A 23953-nucleotide genomic window follows, 5' to 3' on the forward strand; every position below is an offset into this window, starting at 1 on the left:
CACCCGTAATTAATTTTATTTTGAATTATGTTTATATGCCTAATATCATCGGCATTATAGCTAATATTAATAATGTAGCAATAAATAAAATTAATAGTAATTTGCCTATAAACTTCACCCATGTTACATAATCAATTTTAGATATTGCCAATCCTCCCATTACAACTCCAGATGTTGGAGTTATTAAGTTGACTATACCACTTCCTGCTGAAAACGCTGAAACTACAATTTCAGGTGCAATATTTAATTTCTGAGCAAGCGGGGCAAATATAGGCATCGATACTGATGCTAGCCCCGATGTAGATGGTACTAAAAATGATAAACCTATATAAATAATGTAAGTCATATTTGCAAATAAAATGCCTGATACTCCACTCAATACTCCAGATGCTTTATCTAGTATATATATATCTAACCCTGCATTTGCCATCATAAAAGATATTCCTCTTGATATCCCAATTACTAAAGCAACTCCCACCATATCTTCGCAACCTGAAATAAATGAACTTACAATATCGCGTTCTGACATTCTATATACTAATCCTATTATCACAGCCATTATGAAAAACCATGATGTTAACTCAGGGAACCACCATGATCCTAATGAAGCTCCGTTTAACCATGATGTTGAATTTTCAAATATTTTTATTCCAAAGTCACTCCATGGAACAACTCCTAAAATCATAACTACAAATGATAAAACAAATAGCACCAGTACGGATTTTCTTTTTCCTGTAAGTTCTAGTATCTCCTCTTTATTTTTGCTAAATGATTCATTAGCATCCATAATTTCTTTTTTAGACAATATAGTGTTTGACTTATCCAAATGTATTTTCTTAGCATATCTCATTACATAAATTATAGATATAGATAAAGTTACAATCCATAAAACAATACCTATTATTATTATAGTTCCTTGATTTATTTGAACTCCTGCAGCACCCGCTGCTGAAACAGCTGCTCCTATAGCAAATGGATTAACAGTAGACCCTAATACTCCACACCCACATCCTAACAATAGGATAGACGCCCCTACAATAGGATCAAAACCAGCTGCTATCATAGTGGCAGTTATAAGTGCATAAAATGCTAATGATTCTTCTGCCATACCATAAGATGTGCCTCCTAGTGAAAAAATTATCATTAATACTGGTATTAGCATCAATTCTTTTCCTTTAAGACGTCTTACCAGACCTCCTACACCAGCATCTAATGCCCCCGTTTTAGTTACAACACCTAGAAAACCACCTATTATAAGAACAAATAGTGAAACATCAATAGCTCCCTTAACTTGCCCCACATTAGTTACACTAACTAATGCTTCTGCTTTACTATTTATTGTTTTGAGAGCACTTTCTACTCCACCAGAATTCATAGCATCATTTATTTCACTTTCTAAATTAACATCTTTAACTCCTATCATCCCTGTAACAGGCGCCATAACAACATCTGATAATTTAGCATTTTTTACCCCTGGAACAAATTGTGTCGCTAAGGCTATACATATCATTATAGCTAGTAAAACTGTGTATGCAGAGGGGAATTTAAATTTATTTTTTTTATTTAACATTTTCTGTACCCCTTTATTATTTATTTTACAAAAGGGCTGACTCAAAATTTAAATTGCTAATGGATAAATATATATTTCAATTATATGTTTACCATTTGCCATAGATTTCGAGTCAGCCCTTTTTAGTAATGTTTGTTTATATAATTTTACTTTTATTTTCTTTTATATATTATAGTTCCAGTTTTTCCATGTAAAGCCTCTTTAGCTTTTTCTAATGATGTTATTAAAGCTTTACCATTTGTAGCTGATTCTACAAAATCTATGCAAGCTTCTATTTTCGGCAACATAGAACCTTTTGCAAAGTGTCCTTGCTTTGAAAATTCAATCGCTTCATCTAGATTTATAGAATCTAAATCTTTCTGGTTAGGTTTATTAAAGTTTATAGAAACCTTATCAACAGCAGTTAAAATTAATAGCATTTCTGCATCTAAATCTTTTGCTAATTGAGCACTAGATTTATCTTTATCTATAACTGCATCTACTCCTTGAAGTGACCCATCTGAATTTTGAATTACTGGTATACCTCCACCCCCAACAGTTATAACTATGCTTCCACTATCGACTAATTGTTTGACGGTATCTAGCTCAACTATTTTTTGAGGTTTAGGTGATGCAACAACTCTTCTATACCCTCTTCCTGCATCTTCTACAAACTTAAATCCTTTTTCATTAGAAATTTTTTCAGCTTCTTCTTTTGAGTAAAACATCCCAACTGGCTTTGTTAAATTTTTAAAAGCATCATCATTTTTATCCACTATAACTTGAGTTACAATAGATGCAACATTACTTTTTAGATTTCTTGCGTTTAATTCATTTTCTATAGACTGTTGTAAGTGATATCCTATATAACCCTGACTCATTGATCCACACTCTGCAAATGGCATAATTGGCGTATTAGCTCCATTTTGAGATGCAAAATCCATAGCTAAGTTTATCATCCCTACTTGAGGTCCATTACCATGCCCAACAATTACATTATATCCATCTTCATGTAAGTCTACGATTGTTTTTGCAGTGTGTTTAACTAAATCTAACTGCTCCTTTGGGTTATTCCCTAAGGCATTTCCCCCTAATGCTATAACTAATCTTTTCATAATCTCATTCTCCCATTAAGTATATTTCAATGAAATTTACTTATCATATATATTTTTAATATGAAAAGTTTTTAATTTTATATTATTTGTTACTGGCCTATTGTAGCTGCCATTATAGCTTTTATTGTATGCATTCTATTTTCAGCTTCATCAAATACAACTGATTGCTTAGATTCAAATACTTCATCTGTAACTTCCATTTCAGTTATACCAAATTTTTCATGCATCTCTGCTCCAACTCTAGTTTTTAAATCATGAAATGCTGGTAAGCAGTGCATAAATATTGCTTCTGGATTAGCATTATTCATAACTTGTTTATTAACTTGGAAAGGCTTTAATTGTTTTATTCTAGCTTCCCAAACTTCATCTGGCTCACCCATAGACACCCAAACATCTGTATATATAACATCAGCATTTTTAGTACCAGCCATAACATCTTCTGTTAATGTTATAGTGCACCCATTTTGACTAGCTATTTCCTTGCATGTATTTACCAGATCTTCTGCTGGGAATAATTCACTTGGAGCACAAGCCGTAAAGTTAAGACCCATCTTAGCACAAGCAACCATTAAAGAGTTACCCATATTGTTTCTTGCATCTCCCATATAAACAAAGTTAACACCTTTTAATCTTCCTAATTTTTCTTCTATAGTTAATAAGTCAGCTATCATTTGAGTTGGATGGAATTCAGTAGTTAATCCATTCCATACCGGCACTCCTGCGTAAGCTGCTAATTCTTCTACTATTTCTTGTGAAAAACCTCTATATTCTATACCATCATACATTCTTCCTAAAACTCTAGCAGTATCTGCTATAGATTCTTTTTTACCCATTTGAGAACCTGTAGGTCCTAAGTATGTAACTCCCATTCCTAAATCCATTGCTCCAACCTCAAAAGAGCATCTAGTTCTAGTTGAATCTTTTTCAAATAAAATTGCAACATTTTTTCCATTTAAAGTTTTATTAACTACTCCAGCTCTTTTTAAATCTTTTAAGTTTTTAGATAAATCTAATAAGTATCTTATCTCCTCGCTTGAAAAATCTAATAATTTTAAAAATGAACGACCTCTTAAATTAACTCCCATTTGTTATTCCTCCTAATAATATATTTTTAATTTTGTAATTCTCTAATTAAAGGCATTGACATACATCTTGGACCCCCACGCCCTCTTGATAATTCACTTGACGGTATTACATGTATTTTAATTCCATTATCTACTAATAATTTATTAGTAACATAATTTCTAGAATATACGATTACTTCTCCTGGTTTTATGCACAATGTGTTTGAACCATCATTCCATTGTTCTCTATCTGCTATAACTTTATCTCCCCCTCCACACTGTATTAATTTGACTTTGTCAACTTCAAGATGTTTAGCTAATATACATTCCAACTCTTCATTAACTTCTTTTATATTAAGTTCTTGGCATTTGCCTTTTGTTATTTCAAATACTTGTAATGGACCTTGTATTCCTGGATGTATAGTAAATTTATCAACATCTATTTGTGTAAATACTGTATCTAGATGCATCATTGCTCTATTATTTGGAATGTTGACTGCTAGGATAGTTTCTATTTTTTGATTATTACTATTGAAAAAAATTTGCTTAGCTATATGCTCTATTGCTGAAGCTTCTGTTCTTTGTGATATGCCTATTGCTAGAGTTTTTTCAGTTAAATTTAATATATCTCCACCTTCTATATGAAACTCAAAATCTCTATCATAAAATCTTTCTACTTTTCCTTTAAAGTCTTTATGATATTTAAATATATAATCTGCATATAAAGTCTCTCTATTTCTAGTCACTGAATACATTTTATTTAAACTGACTCCATTTCCAATACTTGCAAATGGGTCTCTTGTAAAATATAGATTTGGCATAGGATCAGTTACAAAAGGATATTCATCAGCAGTTAAATCTGATAAACTTTTTTTACTTAATTGTGGTAATTCATTTTTATTTATACCTGCCATAGTTTTTCTTATTAATTCTTCATTATTTTCGAATGTTTTGAGAAACTTATAAACATTTTTTTGAAGTTCCTCACTTTTAATTCCTGCCTCTTGTATGAATTGATTTATAAATTTTTCTTTTATATCCTCATCTTCTATAGCTTCAGCTGCTAATTCATGTAAATATACAACCTCTACTCCATTAGACCTTAAGGTATCAGCAAATGCATCATGCTCTTTCTGAGCTACTTCTAAAAATGGAATGTCATCAAATAATAACCTTTCCAAATATTCAGGCGTTAAGTTTTCTATTTCTTCCCCTGGCCTATGAAGTAGAACTTTTCTTAATGGCTTTATTTCACTTGTTACTGTAATTCCCATAATAACTCCCCCTTCATTCAATTAAATCTTATGTTTTTTTATTATTAATATGTCAATAATTTAATGGTATATTTAAAAAATTTTATATTTTATAGCTGTTAATGTTTTAAATTCAATTTTTTTGTTTATTATTTAACATGTTTGCTTCTAGCTATAAAATCTAAATTTATTAAAACCTAATTTTATAATTTATTACTTTTAAATAAAATGTGACTATTAGTTATATTAATTGCGTTACTTTTTTTTATATTTTTATCAATATAAAATTCAAAATCTTTTTTCTTATTATCTACTATTTCTAAAATATTACCTGGAATAGTGTATATGTACTCTAATATAGCTTTTGTGTCATTTACAATTAAGTTGTCTTTATACAAATATTTATCAATATTTTCAAAGTATTTATTTAGTATTAGTTCAGCATTATCAATACCAAACTTAGCAGATAATCTTTCTTCAGAAATTTTCATCTTTTCATTAAATCCTAGCAATAATTGTTCTAATTCTCTCATATGATCATTTCCAATAGTTGAACAATAAAACTGTCCTTTTTTATTTAATACTCTATGTATTTCTGATAATACTTTGTCTAAGTCATTCATGTAAAATAATATATGATTTGCGATTACGATATCAAAACTTTCGTCTTCAAAAGGAATATCATTAGGATTTATTCTCTTAAATGATAAATTTTTATTATATTTGTCTAAGTTTCCTTTAGCTTCATCTATCATGTCCTGACAAATGTCTGTTAGTGTTATGTCTATATCCATATCTATATTGTTTAAATTTTTTAACCATAAAGCTCCATTACCACATCCAATTTCTAGTACTCTACATTTTTTATTTAAATCCATATTTCTAAATACCCAGTTATACCATCCATCTTTGTTTGAGCTAAACTTTTCTTGCAAAATTATATTTGCATTTAAATTAGATGAATCTATGTACTGTTGCAATAATTGCTCTTCACTTTCCAGAATTTTTATTATATCGATTGTATTATTTAAATCTAATTCTGGAGCACTTTCCATACTAGTCTCTGCAGTCTCTATTATGTCTAAAATTATTTTCATGTGATTTATTTTATTTTTAATGATATTTTTTTGTAATTTAAAAGAATTAGCCATGTCATCTTTTCCAAAGCTTTGAGTTTCAATTTCCATAACTTCATCTAATGATAGACCTAAATATTTTAATACTAGAATTTGTTTTAATTTCAGAAAGTCTTGTTCTGAATACAACCTGTGACCTTGATTGTTGTGATGTGATGGTTTTAGTATGCCTTTTGTATCATAGTACCTTATAGTTCTGATTGTTACACCAGCTTTTTTAGCAAATTCACCTGTAGTATATAACTTTTCCTCTTTCATTATATCTCCCCCAAATTCATTGCCTAATTATATTCTATAGGGTTACGTTACGTAACAGGCAATATATAATTTTAAATTTTTTATATTTTTTTCTTATTACTATTCTTATGCATATTTAATTTTTAAAATTAAAGAATATAAATTTTAGTTAGTATTTTAATTTTTAAATAATTAAATATTATTAAATGCAATTATTTCCAGTACTTATTTTAATGATTTAATTATAAATCTAATTAATTACTCTATAAATATATTTTTACATATTAAATTTTAATTCACATATATAATAACAAAGGACTCAATTAAAACTTATTAAAATAAGCCTATAAATTTATAAGGGAGGGGTTTTATGTTTGACGCTTTCAAACATTTAGTAGATTGGCTCTGGCTTTATCCTATCTTAATCATCTTAGTTGGTGGCGGGATAACTATGTCAATCACTTTAAGATTTTTTCAAATAACAAAATTACCATTTATATTAAAAGAAACATTTGGAAAAATATTTAAAAAAGGAGAAGGAGATGGCACAATTACTCCATTTCAAGCTGCTACATCTGCTTTAGCTTCTACAATAGGTGCCGCAAATATAGTAGGGGTACCTCTAGCTATAGCTACTGGAGGTCCTGGTGCTATATTTTGGATGTGGATTATTGCTATATTTGGATGTGCGCTTAAATACTCAGAAATTATATTAGGTATAAAATACAGGACTAAAAATGAAAATGGTGAGTATGTTGGCGGTCCTATGTACTATCTTAAAAATGGTGCAAAAATGCCTCTTTTAGGTTCATTATTTGCGTTTTTCTTAATGGTTGAAATAGCTCCATCAATAGCTACACAATCAGCTTCAATTGTACAAACTGCAGAAACTATAAATATACCACCTATAATATCAGGTCTTGTAGTTGTATTTATAGTCGGATTAGTTGTTTATGGAGGTATAAAAAGAATTTCAAAAGTTACAGAAAAATTAGTACCTTTTATGGCAATTGCGTATTTTCTAATAGCTCTTATAGTCGTGTTAGCTAACTTTGAAAATATACCCTCTACATTTAGCTTAATATTTAAAGGTGCTTTTAATCCTACTGCCGCTGCTGGTGGTTTTGCAGGATCTGTTGTTTCTGCAACAATAAGAGCTGGTGCTGCTAGAGGAGCCTATTCAAACGAAGCAGGTATGGGTACGTCAACAATAGCTCACTCTGCCGCTGTTACTGATTTTCCTGCAAGACAAGCTCTTTGGGGTGTATTTGAAGTAATAGTTGATACACTTTGTATATGTACAATAACAGCATTGTTAGTTTTAACTACAGGCACATGGTCTGGCGTTGGTGCTGACAAAGCTGCTGCTATGCCTTCAATAGCAGTTCAAAGTGTATTTGGGGCTAAGTTCGGTGGAGGTTTTTTAACTATTTGTATGCTTATGTTTGTTCTATCTACTTTAATAGTAATCATTTTTTATGGTGAAAAACAAGCCGAGTATTTATTCGGATTAAAAACATCCAAACTCGTTAGAATAGTTTATCTATGCTTTATAATGGTAGGAGCATTATGCAAGTTAGGTAATATAGTTGTTCTATTAGATTCTGCTTTAGCATGTGTTATAGCCACAAACATGATAGGTGTAATAAAACTTCGAAAAGAAGTTAAAGAAGAGTCCGATAAATTCTTTGAATATCAAAATCTAAAGTAATTTAAATAAAAACAAAACAAGCTAACTTGATTTAGAGAGATATCTCTATTTTAAATTAGCTTGTTTTTTATATTAGTTTAAAGAATATTCTACTATTTTATTTATTAATTCACTAAATCCTATTCCATTAGCTTTTGCACTTCTTGGAATTAAGCTAGTTTGTGTCATTCCTGGTAATGTATTTAATTCTAATACATATGGAACACCATCACTTATTATTACATCTACTCTAACATAAGCTTTGCAGTTAAAAGCTTTCCAACACCCTTTAGATATTTCATTTACTTTTTCTTGTAATTCTTTTTCTAAGTAAACTACTTCTTCTGTAGCTCCGTTTGAACTATATTTTGATTCAAAATCGAAAAACTCTGAATTTGCCGTTATTGATATAGTAGGGAATACTTCTCCATTTAATATAAATGATGTATACTCTCCACCTTTTATATATTTTTCTATCATTACACAGTCATCAACTTCTAGTCCTTTTTGTACTGCGTTTAATACTTCTTCTTTAGACTTTATTAAAAATGTTGCTACACTTGATCCTCCACTATTCGGTTTTATAAATACTGGATATCCTATTTTTTCTATTTCTTCGTAATCTATATCTTCTATCTTTCTAACTACTGTCCATGGAGCTGTTGGTAAATTAGAATCTCTTAATATTTTTTTAGTCATATTTTTATCCATGCATAAAGCACTAGTTAATGGATTACATCCTGAGTATGGAATATCCATAGCTTCTAAAATAGATTGGACACATCCATCTTCTCCAAATTTACCATGAAGAGCTAAAAATGCAAAATCTATATCGTCTGTTACCTTAGTAAATATATCTTTTTTATCATTTAATACAATCTTTACTGCTTCATGTTTATCTCTATCTATATTGTTAAAAACCTCTTCGCCTGATCTTAGTGATACTTCTCTTTCAGAAGATATACCACCCATTATAACTGCTATTTTCATCTATCTCACTCCTAATTATTATCTTTTACGTCATTACTTATATAAACAGTATATGATTTATGGATTATATCTTAAAGTACCACGCATAGTCAAGTTTTATATATCAGTGGTTTTCTTATTATAAAATGGTTCTATATGAATTATAACTTGAGCACTTTCATTTATATTTTTTCTTATATAGGCTTCAATATCATGGTTTAATTTATGAGATTTTTCAACAGTTATATTAGGTTCAACCATTATATGCATATCAATGTGCACATCATTTTCACTACCTCTACTTCTAATGTTGTGAACATCTTTTATTTCATTAAAACTTTTAAGTATCTCTCTTATAGCCTCTTCATCAACTATTGCTTTATCAACTAAAACATCTATCGTAGATTTAAAAATTTCATATGAAGCATGAAGTATAAACCCTGCAACAACTAAAGATGCAATAGGGTCAATTATAGCTGGTAACCCTAATTTAACCCCAACTAAAGTTAATAAAACTCCAATAGAAACAAATATATCGCTTTTAGTATGAAGTGAGTCTGATATTAATATATAACTATTTAGCTTTTTCCCAATTCTATATTCATAAGTACATACAAATACATTTATTATAAGAGTTAATATTAATACAAGCAAACTTCCAATTGTTATTGTTGGTTCAACTGGATTTTGAAATTTTGAAATGCCTTCAAAAATAATTTTCCCACCTATAAATAAAAGCATCGCCCCTATAAAAAGACCTGATATAACTTCAAATTTCTTGTGTCCATACGGATGGTCTTTATCTTTTGGCTTAGATGCAATAGATACCCCTATTAAACCTACAATATTTGATGTTCCATCAGATATTGAGTGAAACCCATCAGCTGTCATACTTGCACTTTTTATAATACTACCAATTGCTATTTTTAATATTGCAACACCTATGTTTGCAAATAATATTATCCATAAAACTTGTTTTACTTTTTTATAATTATCAGATAACATACCTAACCTCCTTAATTTTATAAACAAAAATTCGCTTTGCTCATGTCGCTCAAATTTCATATCGTCAACGTCCACTCGGCAAACTCGTGTCCCGTTACTAAAACGACTTTGTCATTTGCTCAAAAACTTTTTTGCGCTTAAAACCAAACTTATAAATTCCTATACCTGTTTAATCTACAATTTTTCGGTTTGTTAATTTCTAAAGCGCAAAAAAATCCATGGAAAAGTTTTTAAACTATCCCATGGATTTATAATATCCACTGCTTCCTAAGAAACCCAGCACATAATAATACGTGCCTGATAACTCTATTTAACATGTTAAAATTAATTTTAATTCTATCAATTAAATACATTACTGTCAATATTAATTTATATTCAAATTAAGCTAATTATGTTCCTAATTATTTAAAAAATTTATTGCTCCTTCTACTAAAAGATTACATCCTTTTTCAAATACTTCTTCATTAAGCTTTACTTTTGGATTGTGAAGAGGATAAACTTCCTCTCCCTCTATTATTGTGTTTAATCCATAGTATACTCCAGGTATTTTTTCAAAGTAATAAGATGCATCTTCGCTACCCATAGCTCCTTTAGGTAAAAGTATCATTGAGCTTTCACCCCATATATTTTTACAAACACTTAATAAGTCATCTACCATATCATTGTTATTATTAAGTGCTGGATATCCATATTCATATTCATACTCATAACTTCCACCCATAGTCTTTGTTACCCCAGATACAATTTCTTCTAATCTTTTGTTTACAAAATCTCTAGACTCATTTTCTAAACATCTTACAGTTCCTAATATCTCCACATAATTAGGTATTATATTATATACTGGAGTTGCTGGTTGTTCACTTTTTATATTAGATATGCTTATTACAGTAGGGTTTTGAACATCATTTTCTCTTGTTAATATTCCTTGTATCATATTTATAATCTGATTTGTCATAAATATTGGGTCTTTTGAAAATTCTGGTGTTGATGCATGTGCACCTTTTCCTATAATCTTTATTTTAAATCTGTCTGATGATGCCATCATTCCTCCTTTTTTTGTTACAATCTGTCCAGGTTTAAAGTATGGTATACTCATAACATGTTGAGCTATAATAGCGTCTACTTTTGGATTTTCTAAAACTCCTTCATCCATCATTACTTTGGCGCCTCCTCCATACTCCTCTCCAGGTTGAAAAATAAGTTTAACTTGCCCATTTAACTTATATTCATTTTCTTTTAATATTTTTGCTGCACCTAAAAGCATTGCAGTATGTGCATCATGCCCGCATGCATGCATATTTCCATTTGTTGATTTAAACTCTAATCCTGTTTCCTCAGTTATAGGTAAAGCATCCATATCAGCTCTTAATGCTATAACCTTTTTATTTGTTTTTTTACCTATCAAAGCTGAAAGTCCTGTACATGTTTCAAACTCTTTATACTCTATTCCCATACTATTTAATTCATTTTTAACATACTCTACTGTCTTTGGTAAATTCAACCCAATCTCCGGTATTTGGTGTAAATCTCTTCTACATTTAATTATGTATTCACTTATATTTTCTTTATATCTTAACATTTTAATTACCTCCAATATCAATAAATATTTTAAAATAAATTTGATGTATTCTTCACTTAATGTATAATTTAATATTACTACTAATTATTATTTTGAAAAAATCTAAAATATTTATACCTATATATAAATAATATTTATACTTATGATTGGAGGATTAATATGAAACTTGAACAAATTGTATATGCTCTTGAAATTGCAAGATGTGGCTCTATATCTAAAGCAGCTAAAAATTTACTTCTAACTCAGCCTAATTTAAGCTCATCTATAAAGAATTTAGAGGATGATATTGGATTTAAAATTTTTCAAAGACTTCCTAGAGGTGTTTCTGTTACAACTAAGGGTAGTCAATTTTTAGAATACGCTGAGTCAATTTGTAGAGACGTAGAAAATATCAATGCAATAGGATCAAATTCTAATTCATTAACTCCTATTAATTTTTCTTTATCTACTCAATCATTTTCTTACATAATGGATAATTTTTTAGCTCTTCATTCAAATTATAATAGCAATATTACTAATTTTAAAATTAAACATTCTCACTACTTTGAAGTTTTAGATGATGTTGTAAGAAAACAAGCAGATATTGGGATAATATCTATATCAAACGAACATATGGATTTATGGAATAAACTTTTTAAATCTAAAAATATTGAATTTAATCCTATAACTTCTGGTAAATTACATGGTTATATATTAGATAGTCACCCTCTATTTAATAAAGAAAAATTAGTAATTGAAGATCTATTTGAATATCCATTAGTTACATGTAATCATGATGACTATAATGCTTTGTATTCAAATGATTTTTATAAAAATAAATTATCTTTTAAAAATAATATACTTGTATCTGACTATGGAGCCTTAATCTATACAATGGAATCTGTAAATGCTGCAACTATAATACTAAAATTAGAAAATAGTTATACAAAATTGTATTTTGATAGCTCTCACAAAGGTCGTTATGTAAATATTGATATCTTACCAAAAATTACACTTGGTTGGATCAAACTTATTGATTCTCCCATTTCACCCATAGCAAGTGAATTTATAGATTTAATAACAAAATAAAAAATAGGAGTATACACTCCTATTTTTTATTTTGTTAATGACCACTCATCATTCTTTATATATATTCTTTTTGTATTGCAGCTTCTATCCATTACAATTAAGCTATCGTCTTCTATGTTATTGCTTAAAAGCATTAAATCATTATCCCTACAAAAATTTCTTGCAAGTTCTAATGCATCAGACTCCATATTTAGTTCTAATAATCTTCCCATTTATTTTCTCCTTAAAAATATAATTTAACTCAATTTTATTATAATATATATTACCCTTTTAAAAAATAAAAATCACTAGATATATGTTTTCTATATAACTAGTGATTTTGTTAAATATATATTTTGTTAATATTACAATGGGCTATTTTATTAATTATAAGCTAATGCTAAATTATTATTTAAAACATCTACAAAATTATAAATTTTTTCTTCATCTTCTTTTTTAAAATGTTCTTCAAAGTTTATAAGTCCTGTAAATTCTTTTGGTAGATTATTATCGATATAATTTATTTGTTTTTCATCTTTGTTTACTGTGAAAAATCCTAATTTTTTAAATTTAAACTCTTCTATGTTATTTTCTATAAATTTTTGAATTTCAGTTGAAATTTCTCCATCTTCTAGGTTTATTCCTATTAATACATTTTCATATTTATCTAGGTAAAAAGATGAATTATATTTTGTATTTCTTACATCTACTTCTGAGTCTAATTTTTCTGATAAAGACATTGCTAAGCTTTTAGTTATTCCATTATTACTCCCATAAGCTATTAAAGTACACATTAACACTACCTCCACCAATATATAGTATATATTATTTATATTTTTTATTCCTTATATGTTATACTATATACTATTCATCATCTTTTTGCAACCATTTTCACGGAAAATTCCGTGTTATATATATAACACAATCTATATAGTGCATCTTATTGATTAAGTTGTGTATATAAATAAAAAAAATAAACTCTAAATTAGAGTTTATTTTATCCTTGATATGCTGCATGTTTATGGAAATGTTCATGTTCCCCTGTAAATCCATCTTCATGTATATGATCATGCCCTATTCCGTTTATGTGTGAGTGACTATGCATAAATGATACCTGCAATTTATTATTCATAGGATTTACACCTACATATGCATTTACACCAAAAATATCTCTTAACATTTCCTCTGTTATAACCTCTTTAACACTTCCACAATTTTTAATTTTTCCATCTTTCATAACAATTAGATAATCACAATACATAGAAGCCATATTCATATCATGTATAGCCGATAAAGTAGTTATATTTAAGCTCTTTACTAAATCCATTAACTGTATTTGATATCCTATATCCAAATGATTTGTAGGCTCATCTAAAATCAAAAATTCAGTATCTTGAACTAATGCTCTTGCTATTAAAGTTCTTTGTTTCTCTCCTCCTGAAAGCTTTGAAAAACTTCTTCCAACATAATCTTCAAGCCCTACTCGTTTTAACATATCAGTAACCATATCTAAATCTTTCTTTGAATAATCTTCAAATACAGATTTGTATGGGTACCTTCCCATTTTTACAATTTGCTCTACAGTGAAATCGAATTGAGAGTTACTTTCTTGAGCTAAAACTGCTATTTCTTTTGCACAGTCTTTATCTTTCATATTAAGTAAATTTTTATTATCAAGTAGTATCTGCCCACTATCTGGCTTATACAGTCTATATATGTTTTTTAGTATAGTAGATTTTCCTGATCCATTTGGTCCAATAATTCCAACAAATGATCCTTTAGGTATTTCAAATGATATATCTTTTAAAATTTCTTTTTTATCTATACTAAATTCTAAATTTTTAACTTGTAATTTAAACATTAGTCTCTTCCTCCAAATGTATAATTTTTCTTAGAAATTAAATATAAGAAGAATGGTCCACCTATCAAGGATGTTATTATACCTATTGGTATTTCTACTGGAGGGAAAAGACCTCTAGCTAAAACATCCGATGCAATCAAAAATATAGAACCTATAAGTGCCGATAAAACTATAAGTTTTTTATGGTCACTTCCAGCTATAGTTCTGCATATATGAGGAACTACCAATCCTATAAATCCTATAGCTCCAGTTATCGCAACCAGTGTAGATGTTAAAAGTGTTGCCAATATTAATATTATTGATTTTATTAATTTTACATTTATTCCAAGTATTATCGCACTATCATCTCCTAAAAGAAGGATATCTAAAGATTTTGACATTGTAAATGCTACAATCATAACAACCAATAATACTAAAAATGGAATTAACAATACATCCCATTTAGCTCCGCCTAAACTACCTACAGTCCAAAACAATGCATTTTTAGCCTGATTTGAGTTTTTAGCTGAATATATAAGTAAATTTGTTAATGCCGAAAATATAGTAGAAATAGCCATTCCTGTAAGTACAAGTCTAGTAGTTGACGTAGTTTTACCCATTTGAGTTCCTATTGCAAAAACTAGTACTCCAGATAATAATGACCCTACAAACGCCCCACTAGTTATACTATTTATTCCCACACTCGATACTCCACCTAAAACTATAACAAAAACTGCTCCACAAGAAGCCCCTGAAGATATACCAAGTATATAAGGTTCTGCTATTGGATTTTTTGTTACACACTGCATTAAAACTCCACATATTGCAAGTCCTGCCCCACATATTGCACCTAAAATCACTCTAGGAAATCTTATTTCCCATATTATATTTTGAGTCATAACTTCGCCTACACCGCTAAATAATGTTCCATTTGTCAATCTATTAAGTAATACTTTATATACTTCACCAGGTTCTATATAAGTACTTCCAACTGCTATTGCTCCAACTATTGTACCTGCTAATATTATAGTTAAAGCTATAACCCAAAATAAGAAACCTTTCTTTTTAGAAAGGCTTCTTTTATTTTCAACCGAAACTTGCATTATTTTTTATCTCCATAGAAGTATCCGTGCATTTCTTCTATTACCATTGGGTTTCTAACACCTGGAGATAAATCAGCTAACTTAACTACATATATTTTATTATTTTTTATAGCAGGTACATCTTTAAGTGCTGGATTTGATTTTAAATAATCAATTTTTTCTTTAACAGGTTGTCCAGCTAAGAAATCTGTTACTAGTATTACTTCTGGATTTTTTTGTACTATACTTTCCCAAGAAACATTTATATAAGGTTTTTTAGCATCCTTTCCAAATACATTGTTTCCTCCAGCTATTTCTATTAAATTATTTGCAAGCCCTGATCCAACTACCATTGCATCTTTTTCTCCAGAGTCATAAACCATCATTTTAACTCTGTCTTCTTCTTTTACATCTCCAACTTTATCCTCTACAACTTTTATATCACTTTTCATTTTATTTACAACTTCAGTAGCTTTATCTTCTACTCCAAATATTTTTCCAAGTAAGTTAAAGTCATCATACACATTGTTTATTGTTGCATCAGGCTTATATGCTGATGCCATAAAAGGAGCTACCCCTTTATCTATAAGTTCTTGAGGAGATCCTGTTGTTTGCTCATTTATAGAAGAATCCCATCCACTAACAAAGTCTGCTCCAGTAGCTACAAAAGATTCTTTTGATATAGAGTGACCTTCCCCGACTTTAAGTTCTGGTATTTTTTTATAAGCAGCTTCAAATTGTGGAAGTATTGGATTATCTAAAAGAGCTGTTCCAACCATTCTATCTCCCAAATCAAGAGCTAATAACATTTCTGTCATGAATTGAGATAATGTAACTGCTTTTTGTTTTGGTGCATCAACTTTCACATTATAATCTTTAGCTCCATCTGAATAAACATACTCTACTGTTTTAAAATTACTTGATTCGACTTTTGTATCTGATGATTTAGATTCTTTATTGTTGTTTGATGAACAACCTACAACGCTAAGTGTTAACCCTGCTATAGCCATTAATGCTATAAACTTTTTTAAACTTTTACTTTTTATCATTTTAATTCCCCCCATTTTTCATATGTTTAGTAAATTATTCCTAAAAAATATTAAAGCCATGAAGTCACTTAAATAAAGGTACAAAAACAGACCTTTTTCTTAAGTAAAACCTTCATGGCTTCTATTTCATAATATCTAATTTTTACTCGTGGCTATGCCCATGTTCCCCATTGTGGTCATGCCCATGCTCATGTGTATGATCATGATCATGTGAATGAACCCCTGTAAATCCATCTTCATGGTTATGATCGTGACCTAATCCATTTACATGTTCATGATCGTGTAAATGATTGTGAGTATGTTCATGAGCATGTTCGTGTTCATCAGACCCACAAGTCCCACAGCATCCATTTACATGTGGATTATGATGTAATCTAAAATTTCTTTGTAAAAACATATTTTGTCCCCCTATAATGTTTTAGTTACTTCAGTAACTAACGTTTTCATTCTTAATTTATACTATATTATGTTTTTGCATAATAGTAAAGATTTCTGTATGTTTTTGGAAAATTTAGTTTTATACAGATAATTACATTATTTTACATTTTTCTATATTTTATTTAATTTTTATATTTTATACAATAAAATCTATTTCAAAATTATTATTTTTTATATTATCTAAATTCGTAAAAATAGTATTACAATTACATAATTTATCTTTTTCATAGTTTGATTTAAATATATATCTTCTTAGAGCTTTATCTGATTTTTTCTCATAAATATTTGCTATATCCCAAACCTCTCCTAAGTCATTTGATTTACATGTATACACATAGTTATATTCCCCCCATTGTATGTATAAATCATTTTTATAATTAATTAAATGAGGAAACAAACACATAGTTCTTGTCTTTATAGTTTCCACTCTTATTTCATTAAAACTATTCTCATTTAAATTTAACTTTATGTATTTACAAAAATATTTTCCTCCACTATTTTCTGAAAAAACTATATGACAATTATTATTTATATCCTTTAGTACAGATAAATATATTTTAAGTTCTTTAGAGTCTGTTAGCTTTAAAGGATTTGACCATGAAAGTTTATTTTTGTCAAATGTTGTAGCAAATAACTCTTCACATCCATCTATAGATTTAAAGTAAAATAAAATAAGACTGCCATCTTTCCATACAACTTCAAAATTACTCATTATATTATAAGGTATATAATCAACTTTAGATTTTATAGTTTTGTCTCCATCTATGTATATGTGTATTAAATTGCACATTAATGGATTTTTTTTGTTTATAGAATAATAAATTATATGTTTTTTATGTGAAAAAATTTTTATATAAGGAAACTTCACATAAAAATTTTTATAATCATATTTAAGTACAGTATTAAACTTTATACTTTCTTCTAATTTCATTTCTATTAACTTACCTTTTTTATCACTTAAAATACCATATATATTATCATCTTTATCTATATCAGCATAAGCATCTATAAATGAAAACTCTCCGTTAATAACTTCTTGGCTACATACTTCATTTGAATCATTTTTTATAACATGATATGTTATACTGCTACCTAAATTAAGTATGTTTAAATCTTGATTTGATTTTTTTATTAGTATATCAGTATCATTAAAAAGCATAATTTCATCCCCTTTTTAATAGATAATTTTATTCTACCACTTATTTATATCTATTATAAATCTTTTATTTTATTCATATTTTAGACAAATTTTCTTTAAAATAAAGTAACATAGTATATTCATATCTCATATATTTAATTAAAGAGAAAACATCTCTTTAAATATATTATGCATAGGAGAGAATATATAACATGAGTGAAAATAAAACTAATCATGAAGTATGTACAGAATGTAATCACCCACACGGTCCAGAAAACGATTGTTGTTGTACAAAACCACCAAAACCACAACCAAATGAATGTATGAAGTGTTGTGATCCTTTAGAGTTTAAGTGTCCTGATATACGTAGAGCAACTTGTATACCTATACTAGGCGAAAGAATATATGACTTTAAATGTATAAATAAAAAGCAAGAAAGAGTTGCTTCTGGTTTAACATTTAGCGTTGTTTCTCAAGGACCATGCCCTTACACAAATGGAGATAAAGTATGTATAGAAAAAATTTCAGTTAAATACGATTGCTTAGGATTTACAAATACTGATCCTGATCTAACTACTAATGTATTACCTATAATAATAGATTCAAATGCTACTACACTTACTGCAACTCCATTAAGTTGTTCTACAACATTGAATTTATATTCTAGTTATACAGGCCAATTGACTCCTAATTTTATATGTTGTGAAGAAGGAAGAAATGTTAACTTAGCTCAAGGCCCTATACAAGTTGGAGTAGTTAATTTCCAATATGTTTTACAAGGTAAAATAGGATGTATACCGTTTGTAGCAACATATCCTGCTGCTCCTTTAACTGGTGAAGTTGCTTCATTTGGAGATATAACATTATATAATAATATTTGTCTTCCTCAAGTTACAGATCCAATAGATGTTAAAGCAGATTTCCAACTTGAAATACTTCCTAAGTGTGTAATACCTACATCTACGTATACTTCAACTAGTAATACATTTACAGCTAATGTATTTGATTGTCTTTCTATAAAAGAAAAGTTCTATGTAACTATAAAAGACGAACTAGTTGTTTATACTGCATTTAATGGGTTAGAGTGCAAAGATGATTGTCATCATTATTCACATGAATTTTACGAAGACTGGTGCAAAAAATAGACTCAATACAAAATTAGTAAAGACCTATGATTAGGTCTTTACTAGAGTTTGTAATAAATTTATTTTAATGTACATAAAAATAATATATACTATTTATTTTAGGGAGGCTTTTTATGTGTGATCAAAAAACTAGCATACAAACGCTTATAGATACAATTATATTAATTGAGGATTTGTCATACATAGTTGGTTATGAAAAATATTTTTTTGTACCTATTTCTATTACAACTGATGACGGCTCAATTATTGATATGGTAATATCAAATTCTAAAGATGATACAATTTTAATAAATAATGATGTAATTATTTATAAAAATACAGCTATAAATTTAAGTAATATAACTAAAGTTAAAATCCTTACCCAAAATATACCTTCTAGTAAATTTAAATCTTTATTATTAAAAAAACTAGAAAATTTAGTTGCTTTTGATAATAACACCTATAACTTTAATTCGTTCTCTAATTCAAACGAAATTAATAGTTTTAATCAATTTAATAGCACTTCTAATATCCAAGACTACATAAATGAAAATATAGAAAACATAAAAACGGTAAGTTTTAATACCCCTTTAAAAACTAGTCATACTTTAGATACAAAAACAATGTATGATAATGTTTTAAATGAATCTTCATCTTTAGATATAACAAAAGAACATATATTAACTGATTTTAATCTAGATGTAAATAATATCGATGTTGTAAGTCATATTGAAAAGTTAAATTCTAATTTAGTTTCAAATATTGAAACTGACAAAAAATTAGTTCTTACGGATAAGTCCAATGAAATAGAAGTTTCAAAACCTATAGATACTAAGCCTATGGATGTCTTAACTGACTTAACTGTCCCAAATTATAAAGTCTCTATAAATCCTACATCTACTTCTGCTATAGATAAAGTAAATACATCTACTATTGATTGTTTATCTGATATAGATATATTTAACTTAAAAAATACTCTATCAAATATAGATGAAAATACTCAAATAATTAAAACTAACACTATAGAAATTTTAGATTTTTCTCCTATTAATAAAGGTATAAATAAATCTGAATTTGATGGAAAACCCCTTATCGTTGATCCTACAGGAGAAAGATATATAGGCGTAGTATTAGAGGATGGGACCTTTGAACCTCTAAAAATAACTCTAAAAAAATTAACAGTAATAGAGGATGACGTTAAAAACTTATTAGGTAACATAGATGTAGAAACTCAATTAAATAGCACAATTGCTAGTATATCTAAAAATCACACACCAGTTATAAACGATATAGATGTAAATTATAATACAAAAATAACTGAATATAATAACAAGAATATAGCTTCTCTCAACTCCTCAATAAAAATACAAAAACAACAAATTAAAAATATAACTAATTCGCCCGAAAGTGCTAAAGCTGTTTGCAAGGGTAAATTTGAAGCAGTAAGTAATTTAAATAGAATAGATAAAACTGATATATCTCATATCACTGATGTTAAGTACAATACTGCTATTGATACAATAGAGGTTAAAAAGAATAAACATTATGTTGTAGAAGACCTTACTTTTAATAAAAAAGCTTCAAGTGTTTTATCAGGTTTTGAATTATGTAATATTGATCATATATCAAAATCATATGAAAACATTAATGGAACTGTTGATTATGTTGGAAATGGTATAGTAATTGTAAATAATAATGATTCTAACATAACTATATATCCAATAAGTAAAATAAGTGTTATAAATTAATAAAAATAGCCTCATTTCAAGTTGAATGAGGCTATTTTTATTAATTTATAATTTTTCTTTTAATTTTAAAATTCTATATACACTTTCATCTATTCTTTTTTCTGAAATTTCATTTCTTTCCACGGCTAATTTTATTTTTTCTATAACTGATTTTGTTTTATCTATGTCACTTCCTATTAAAATTATGTCACTGCCTGCTTTTATGGAGTCTATACTTGCTTCTTCAACTGAAAATCTGCTAGTTATAGCTTTCATACACATATCATCTGTTATTATAACATTTGAAAATTTCATATCATTTCTTAATATTTTTGTTATCAAATTGTAGGATAAAGTAGCTGGGTTTTTATCATCAATTTGTTTCATTAATATGTGAGATACCATTACTGCATCAGCTCCACTTTCTATAGCCTTTTTAAATGGTATAAATTCAAAATCATATAATTCATCTATGCTTTTCTCAACTACTGGTAATCCTATATGTGAATCTACTTCAGTGTCTCCATGTCCTGGGAAATGTTTTATTACAGGTATTATATTCTCATTTTTTAACCCTTGCATGGTAGCTATACCCATAGATTCTACAATTTTTTCATTATCCCCAAATGCTCTATCTCCTATAACTGTGTTTTTAGGGTTACTGTATATATCCAGTACAGGAGCAAAATTCATATTTATTTTATATTCTTTTAGAGTTTTTCCTATTTCTTTTCCATTTTCATATGCATACTTTACATCTCCTTTATCTCCAATTGATTTAGCACTTTCAAATTGTTTTATACTTTTAGCTAATCTATCTACTCTCCCTCCTTCTTCATCAATTGAGATTAATAGAGGTATATTTTTATTTGCTTCTTCAATATCTACATTTAATTTTTTTAATTGTTTAGAATCCTCTATATTCCTTGAAAAAAGGATTACTCCTCCTACTTTCAAATCATTTATTAAGGTATCTAATTCACCATTAAAATTCGTTCCATTAAATCCACTTAGTATCATTTGACCAATTTTTTCATCTAATGTCATTTCGTTAATCTTTATAATAATATTATCATTTGTGTCAGCTTCTATATGTTGTTTATTTTTAGCTTTATTACTAGTAAATAAATTTATCATAATAAACATTAACAATATAATCAATACTATAATAACTAGCATATTAATATAGTTTTTTTTAATTTTCATTCGATACCTCTGCTTATCTTATATTTTTTGCAATTTGCTGTATAGTATTTTTAAAATTTAAAACACCATAACCCATTCTTACATTTGGATATTTATAAATATCTAGTCTATCAGCACCTACCATCAAATAAGTTTTTATTACATCTGTAAAAATTAAGCTTTTGTTTAAATCACTTTGTGATATTAAAAAATCTACTATAAGAGCTGTTATGCCACTTGTAATGGAACTCGCTATACCAGTTCCACTAGCCTTTATATATGAATTATTTTTATAGCAACCCATTATATCTACGCTAGGTGCAACAATATCAGGCCTTATAGGAGTTTGATTAAGAGTCCCTACAGAAGATTCAATCCACATACTATCTGTTTTATTATTAAATCCACCTACCGCAATTACATTTTCAGTTGTTGCAAAAATAGTTGTGGAGGAGAAATAGTTGGAATTTATAAACCTTGTATCTTTGTCTATTAAATTTTTATTTGGTAAGTATATATTATATTCACCTATCAAAATAAATTCTGGCATTAATCTTAAAGTCCATATACCTTGTTTTACATTATTTAATGAGATTATTATCTCTTCTGTTCCAGATTTTATCCATGGATAAATGTATTTACTACTATAGCTAGTTCCTTCTACATTAAAAGTTCCTTTATATACTTTTTCATCTGGAGCATATTGTATTGGATAACTTAGTTCTCCTGATGGAGATATTAACGTTGCTGAAATTTTATCAGGACCAACGCAACTAATTGTTATATCTAAATTTTTTTGTTCTCCTACTTGTATAAGTATATCTTCTGATTCATCTATAGACTCAAACTTTCCACTATAGTGAATATCTGTATTACCTTCATTTCCTAAACCACTAATTAATATATTTCCTCCTTTTTTTAATTCTTTAAATGTATCTAAAAAATTCGTTACAATTACTGATTTACTTCTTTCTGCAACAGTTAGATTTATTATAAAAGTTTTCTTATAATTTTTTGATACCTCTACAATATATTTAACTGCTAATAAAAAATCACTTAACTCATAGCTCTTAATTCCTTCTTTGTATATATCCTCATATTCTCTTAACTTTACAATTACTAGCTCGCTTTTAGGAGATATTCCTTTATATAATTTATTTTCATTTCCATTTCCCGCACATATACCGGCAGCTATTGTTCCTGTACCAATAAAGTCTTTTGTCAAACTATCATCTTTTAATTTTATATATTCATTAATTAAGTCTCTTTTAAACTCACTTCCTAAATTTATATTATCTGGAGGTTTTCCAATTTTACTACCTTGATCCCATATCGAAATTATTTTGCTACTTCCATCATTATTTATAAAGTCCGGATGTAAATAATTTATACCTGAATCAATAATTGCAATAACAGTATCTTTTCCATATGCTGTTATATATGGATTTTGATCAATATAATTTGCACCTGAAACTTCTCTTGGAGATTCTCCATTATCTGTAAGTTCACTCATCTCTATAAGTGAACTTACAGGTCTTGAAACTGTCCAATCATATATAGCCTCAAATTTATATAAATTAGAATCTAAAAATTTTTCATCTATATATATTATTGCTATTTTTTCATTTAATATATTATATTCATTAATGTTGTTAGATTTTAATTCTTCCTCAAGTTTTAGCTTTTCTCCATTGTATGTAACAATATATGATTTTAGCAACAATAA

The 23953-nt window shown here is 28.1% G+C and carries 21 protein-coding genes; 4 read left to right on the forward strand and 17 right to left on the reverse strand.

All coding sequences use genetic code 11. The features are described from left to right. Positions 1-31: 31 nt before the first annotated feature. The 5 genes from KXZ80_RS10675 to KXZ80_RS10695 form a co-directional block, all read right to left on the reverse strand. Complete coding sequence (locus KXZ80_RS10675; RefSeq protein ID WP_021433465.1) at positions 32-1570, reverse strand: YfcC family protein; 1539 nt, start codon at positions 1568-1570, stop codon at positions 32-34. A gap of 152 nt (positions 1571-1722) precedes the next feature. Further along, complete coding sequence (arcC, locus tag KXZ80_RS10680) at positions 1723-2664, reverse strand: carbamate kinase (RefSeq protein ID WP_021433466.1); 942 nt, start codon at positions 2662-2664, stop codon at positions 1723-1725. Between the two features lie 89 nt (positions 2665-2753). Beyond that, a complete protein-coding gene (gene argF / locus KXZ80_RS10685) occupies positions 2754-3749 on the reverse strand; it encodes an ornithine carbamoyltransferase (RefSeq protein ID WP_021430502.1) in 996 nt (331 codons plus the stop codon). 26 nt (positions 3750-3775) lie between these two features. Further along, positions 3776-5002, reverse strand: coding sequence for an arginine deiminase (arcA, locus tag KXZ80_RS10690; RefSeq protein WP_021433467.1), 1227 nt, complete (start codon positions 5000-5002; stop codon positions 3776-3778). A 182-nt stretch (positions 5003-5184) separates the two neighbouring features. Then, positions 5185-6375: a MerR family transcriptional regulator gene (locus KXZ80_RS10695; RefSeq protein WP_021433468.1), complete on the reverse strand. Its 1191-nt coding sequence runs from the start codon at positions 6373-6375 to the stop codon at positions 5185-5187. 349 nt (positions 6376-6724) lie between these two features. Here KXZ80_RS10695 and KXZ80_RS10700 point away from each other — a divergent pair, with 349 nt between their 5' ends. Next, positions 6725-8065, forward strand: a complete 1341-nt coding sequence (locus tag KXZ80_RS10700; RefSeq protein WP_038285305.1) for an alanine/glycine:cation symporter family protein — start codon at positions 6725-6727, stop codon at positions 8063-8065. A 72-nt stretch (positions 8066-8137) separates the two neighbouring features. On the opposite strand, the gene KXZ80_RS10705 is transcribed toward KXZ80_RS10700, so the two are convergent. The 3 genes from KXZ80_RS10705 to KXZ80_RS10715 all read right to left on the reverse strand — a co-directional run bounded on the left by KXZ80_RS10705 (position 8138) and on the right by KXZ80_RS10715 (position 11597). Continuing rightward, on the reverse strand, positions 8138-9034 hold the full coding sequence (locus KXZ80_RS10705; RefSeq protein ID WP_021433470.1) for a D-alanine--D-alanine ligase: 897 nt from the start codon (positions 9032-9034) through the stop codon (positions 8138-8140). 96 nt (positions 9035-9130) lie between these two features. After that, the gene (locus KXZ80_RS10710; RefSeq protein WP_021433471.1) at positions 9131-10018 is read right to left on the reverse strand and encodes a cation diffusion facilitator family transporter; all 888 of its coding nucleotides are present in this window, start codon (positions 10016-10018) and stop codon (positions 9131-9133) included. A gap of 397 nt (positions 10019-10415) precedes the next feature. Further along, positions 10416-11597, reverse strand: coding sequence for a M20 metallopeptidase family protein (locus tag KXZ80_RS10715; RefSeq protein WP_021433472.1), 1182 nt, complete (start codon positions 11595-11597; stop codon positions 10416-10418). A 159-nt stretch (positions 11598-11756) separates the two neighbouring features. On the opposite strand from KXZ80_RS10715, the gene KXZ80_RS10720 reads away from it, so the two are divergent. Then, positions 11757-12665: a LysR family transcriptional regulator gene (locus KXZ80_RS10720; protein ID WP_021433473.1), complete on the forward strand. Its 909-nt coding sequence runs from the start codon at positions 11757-11759 to the stop codon at positions 12663-12665. A gap of 26 nt (positions 12666-12691) precedes the next feature. Here the strand turns inward: KXZ80_RS10720 and KXZ80_RS10725 are convergent, their stop codons facing one another. The 7 genes from KXZ80_RS10725 to KXZ80_RS10755 form a co-directional block, all read right to left on the reverse strand. Beyond that, positions 12692-12877 carry a hypothetical protein gene (locus KXZ80_RS10725; RefSeq protein ID WP_021433474.1) on the reverse strand — a complete coding sequence of 62 codons (186 nt, stop codon included), beginning with the start codon at positions 12875-12877 and terminating at the stop codon, positions 12692-12694. A gap of 150 nt (positions 12878-13027) precedes the next feature. Then, positions 13028-13438 carry a flavodoxin domain protein gene (locus tag KXZ80_RS10730; RefSeq protein WP_021433475.1) on the reverse strand — a complete coding sequence of 137 codons (411 nt, stop codon included), beginning with the start codon at positions 13436-13438 and terminating at the stop codon, positions 13028-13030. A 203-nt stretch (positions 13439-13641) separates the two neighbouring features. Next, a complete protein-coding gene (locus KXZ80_RS10735; protein ID WP_021433476.1) occupies positions 13642-14505 on the reverse strand; it encodes an ABC transporter ATP-binding protein in 864 nt (287 codons plus the stop codon). Next, complete coding sequence (locus tag KXZ80_RS10740; protein WP_021433477.1) at positions 14505-15587, reverse strand: FecCD family ABC transporter permease; 1083 nt, start codon at positions 15585-15587, stop codon at positions 14505-14507. The genes KXZ80_RS10735 and KXZ80_RS10740 overlap by 1 nt, the downstream gene beginning before the upstream one ends. Next, positions 15587-16615, reverse strand: a complete 1029-nt coding sequence (locus tag KXZ80_RS10745) for an ABC transporter substrate-binding protein (protein ID WP_021433478.1) — start codon at positions 16613-16615, stop codon at positions 15587-15589. Before KXZ80_RS10745 ends, KXZ80_RS10740 begins: the two co-directional genes overlap by 1 nt. 142 nt (positions 16616-16757) lie before the next feature. Beyond that, on the reverse strand, positions 16758-17012 hold the full coding sequence (locus KXZ80_RS10750) for a hypothetical protein (RefSeq protein ID WP_021430517.1): 255 nt from the start codon (positions 17010-17012) through the stop codon (positions 16758-16760). Between the two features lie 177 nt (positions 17013-17189). Continuing rightward, positions 17190-18212: a hypothetical protein gene (locus tag KXZ80_RS10755; RefSeq protein ID WP_021433479.1), complete on the reverse strand. Its 1023-nt coding sequence runs from the start codon at positions 18210-18212 to the stop codon at positions 17190-17192. A gap of 191 nt (positions 18213-18403) precedes the next feature. Between KXZ80_RS10755 and KXZ80_RS10760 the strand changes: the two genes are divergently transcribed. After that, entirely contained in the window at positions 18404-19336 is a 933-nt protein-coding gene (locus KXZ80_RS10760; protein WP_021433480.1) for a hypothetical protein, read from the forward strand. A gap of 113 nt (positions 19337-19449) precedes the next feature. Further along, positions 19450-21063: a hypothetical protein gene (locus KXZ80_RS10765; RefSeq protein ID WP_021433481.1), complete on the forward strand. Its 1614-nt coding sequence runs from the start codon at positions 19450-19452 to the stop codon at positions 21061-21063. 45 nt (positions 21064-21108) lie between these two features. Here KXZ80_RS10765 and nagZ read toward each other — a convergent pair whose 3' ends face one another. Both nagZ and cspC read right to left on the reverse strand, forming a co-directional pair. Next, entirely contained in the window at positions 21109-22179 is a 1071-nt protein-coding gene (gene nagZ / locus KXZ80_RS10770; RefSeq protein ID WP_167699372.1) for a beta-N-acetylhexosaminidase, read from the reverse strand. An 82-nt stretch (positions 22180-22261) separates the two neighbouring features. Continuing rightward, positions 22262-23947: a bile acid germinant receptor pseudoprotease CspC gene (cspC, locus tag KXZ80_RS10775; RefSeq protein WP_021433483.1), complete on the reverse strand. Its 1686-nt coding sequence runs from the start codon at positions 23945-23947 to the stop codon at positions 22262-22264. Between the last annotated feature and the right edge of the window lie 6 nt (positions 23948-23953).

This window comes from Paraclostridium bifermentans (assembly GCF_019916025.1).
Taxonomy (GTDB): Bacteria; Bacillota; Clostridia; order Peptostreptococcales; family Peptostreptococcaceae; genus Paraclostridium; species Paraclostridium bifermentans.

What these genes read in the sequence shown, in the direction of transcription:
- KXZ80_RS10675 (WP_021433465.1), bottom strand. Translation starts at nt 1,570, where the DNA reads ATGTTAAATAAAAAAAATAAATTTAAATTCCCCTCTGCATACACAGTT.
- arcC (WP_021433466.1), bottom strand. Translation starts at nt 2,664, where the DNA reads ATGAAAAGATTAGTTATAGCATTAGGGGGAAATGCCTTAGGGAATAAC.
- argF (WP_021430502.1), bottom strand. Translation starts at nt 3,749, where the DNA reads ATGGGAGTTAATTTAAGAGGTCGTTCATTTTTAAAATTATTAGATTTT.
- arcA (WP_021433467.1), bottom strand. Translation starts at nt 5,002, where the DNA reads ATGGGAATTACAGTAACAAGTGAAATAAAGCCATTAAGAAAAGTTCTA.
- KXZ80_RS10695 (WP_021433468.1), bottom strand. Translation starts at nt 6,375, where the DNA reads ATGAAAGAGGAAAAGTTATATACTACAGGTGAATTTGCTAAAAAAGCT.
- KXZ80_RS10700 (WP_038285305.1), top strand. Translation starts at nt 6,725, where the DNA reads ATGTTTGACGCTTTCAAACATTTAGTAGATTGGCTCTGGCTTTATCCT.
- KXZ80_RS10705 (WP_021433470.1), bottom strand. Translation starts at nt 9,034, where the DNA reads ATGAAAATAGCAGTTATAATGGGTGGTATATCTTCTGAAAGAGAAGTA.
- KXZ80_RS10710 (WP_021433471.1), bottom strand. Translation starts at nt 10,018, where the DNA reads ATGTTATCTGATAATTATAAAAAAGTAAAACAAGTTTTATGGATAATA.
- KXZ80_RS10715 (WP_021433472.1), bottom strand. Translation starts at nt 11,597, where the DNA reads ATGTTAAGATATAAAGAAAATATAAGTGAATACATAATTAAATGTAGA.
- KXZ80_RS10720 (WP_021433473.1), top strand. Translation starts at nt 11,757, where the DNA reads ATGAAACTTGAACAAATTGTATATGCTCTTGAAATTGCAAGATGTGGC.
- KXZ80_RS10725 (WP_021433474.1), bottom strand. Translation starts at nt 12,877, where the DNA reads ATGGGAAGATTATTAGAACTAAATATGGAGTCTGATGCATTAGAACTT.
- KXZ80_RS10730 (WP_021433475.1), bottom strand. Translation starts at nt 13,438, where the DNA reads ATGTGTACTTTAATAGCTTATGGGAGTAATAATGGAATAACTAAAAGC.
- KXZ80_RS10735 (WP_021433476.1), bottom strand. Translation starts at nt 14,505, where the DNA reads ATGTTTAAATTACAAGTTAAAAATTTAGAATTTAGTATAGATAAAAAA.
- KXZ80_RS10740 (WP_021433477.1), bottom strand. Translation starts at nt 15,587, where the DNA reads ATGCAAGTTTCGGTTGAAAATAAAAGAAGCCTTTCTAAAAAGAAAGGT.
- KXZ80_RS10745 (WP_021433478.1), bottom strand. Translation starts at nt 16,615, where the DNA reads ATGATAAAAAGTAAAAGTTTAAAAAAGTTTATAGCATTAATGGCTATA.
- KXZ80_RS10750 (WP_021430517.1), bottom strand. Translation starts at nt 17,012, where the DNA reads ATGTTTTTACAAAGAAATTTTAGATTACATCATAATCCACATGTAAAT.
- KXZ80_RS10755 (WP_021433479.1), bottom strand. Translation starts at nt 18,212, where the DNA reads ATGCTTTTTAATGATACTGATATACTAATAAAAAAATCAAATCAAGAT.
- KXZ80_RS10760 (WP_021433480.1), top strand. Translation starts at nt 18,404, where the DNA reads ATGAGTGAAAATAAAACTAATCATGAAGTATGTACAGAATGTAATCAC.
- KXZ80_RS10765 (WP_021433481.1), top strand. Translation starts at nt 19,450, where the DNA reads ATGTGTGATCAAAAAACTAGCATACAAACGCTTATAGATACAATTATA.
- nagZ (WP_167699372.1), bottom strand. Translation starts at nt 22,179, where the DNA reads ATGATAAATTTATTTACTAGTAATAAAGCTAAAAATAAACAACATATA.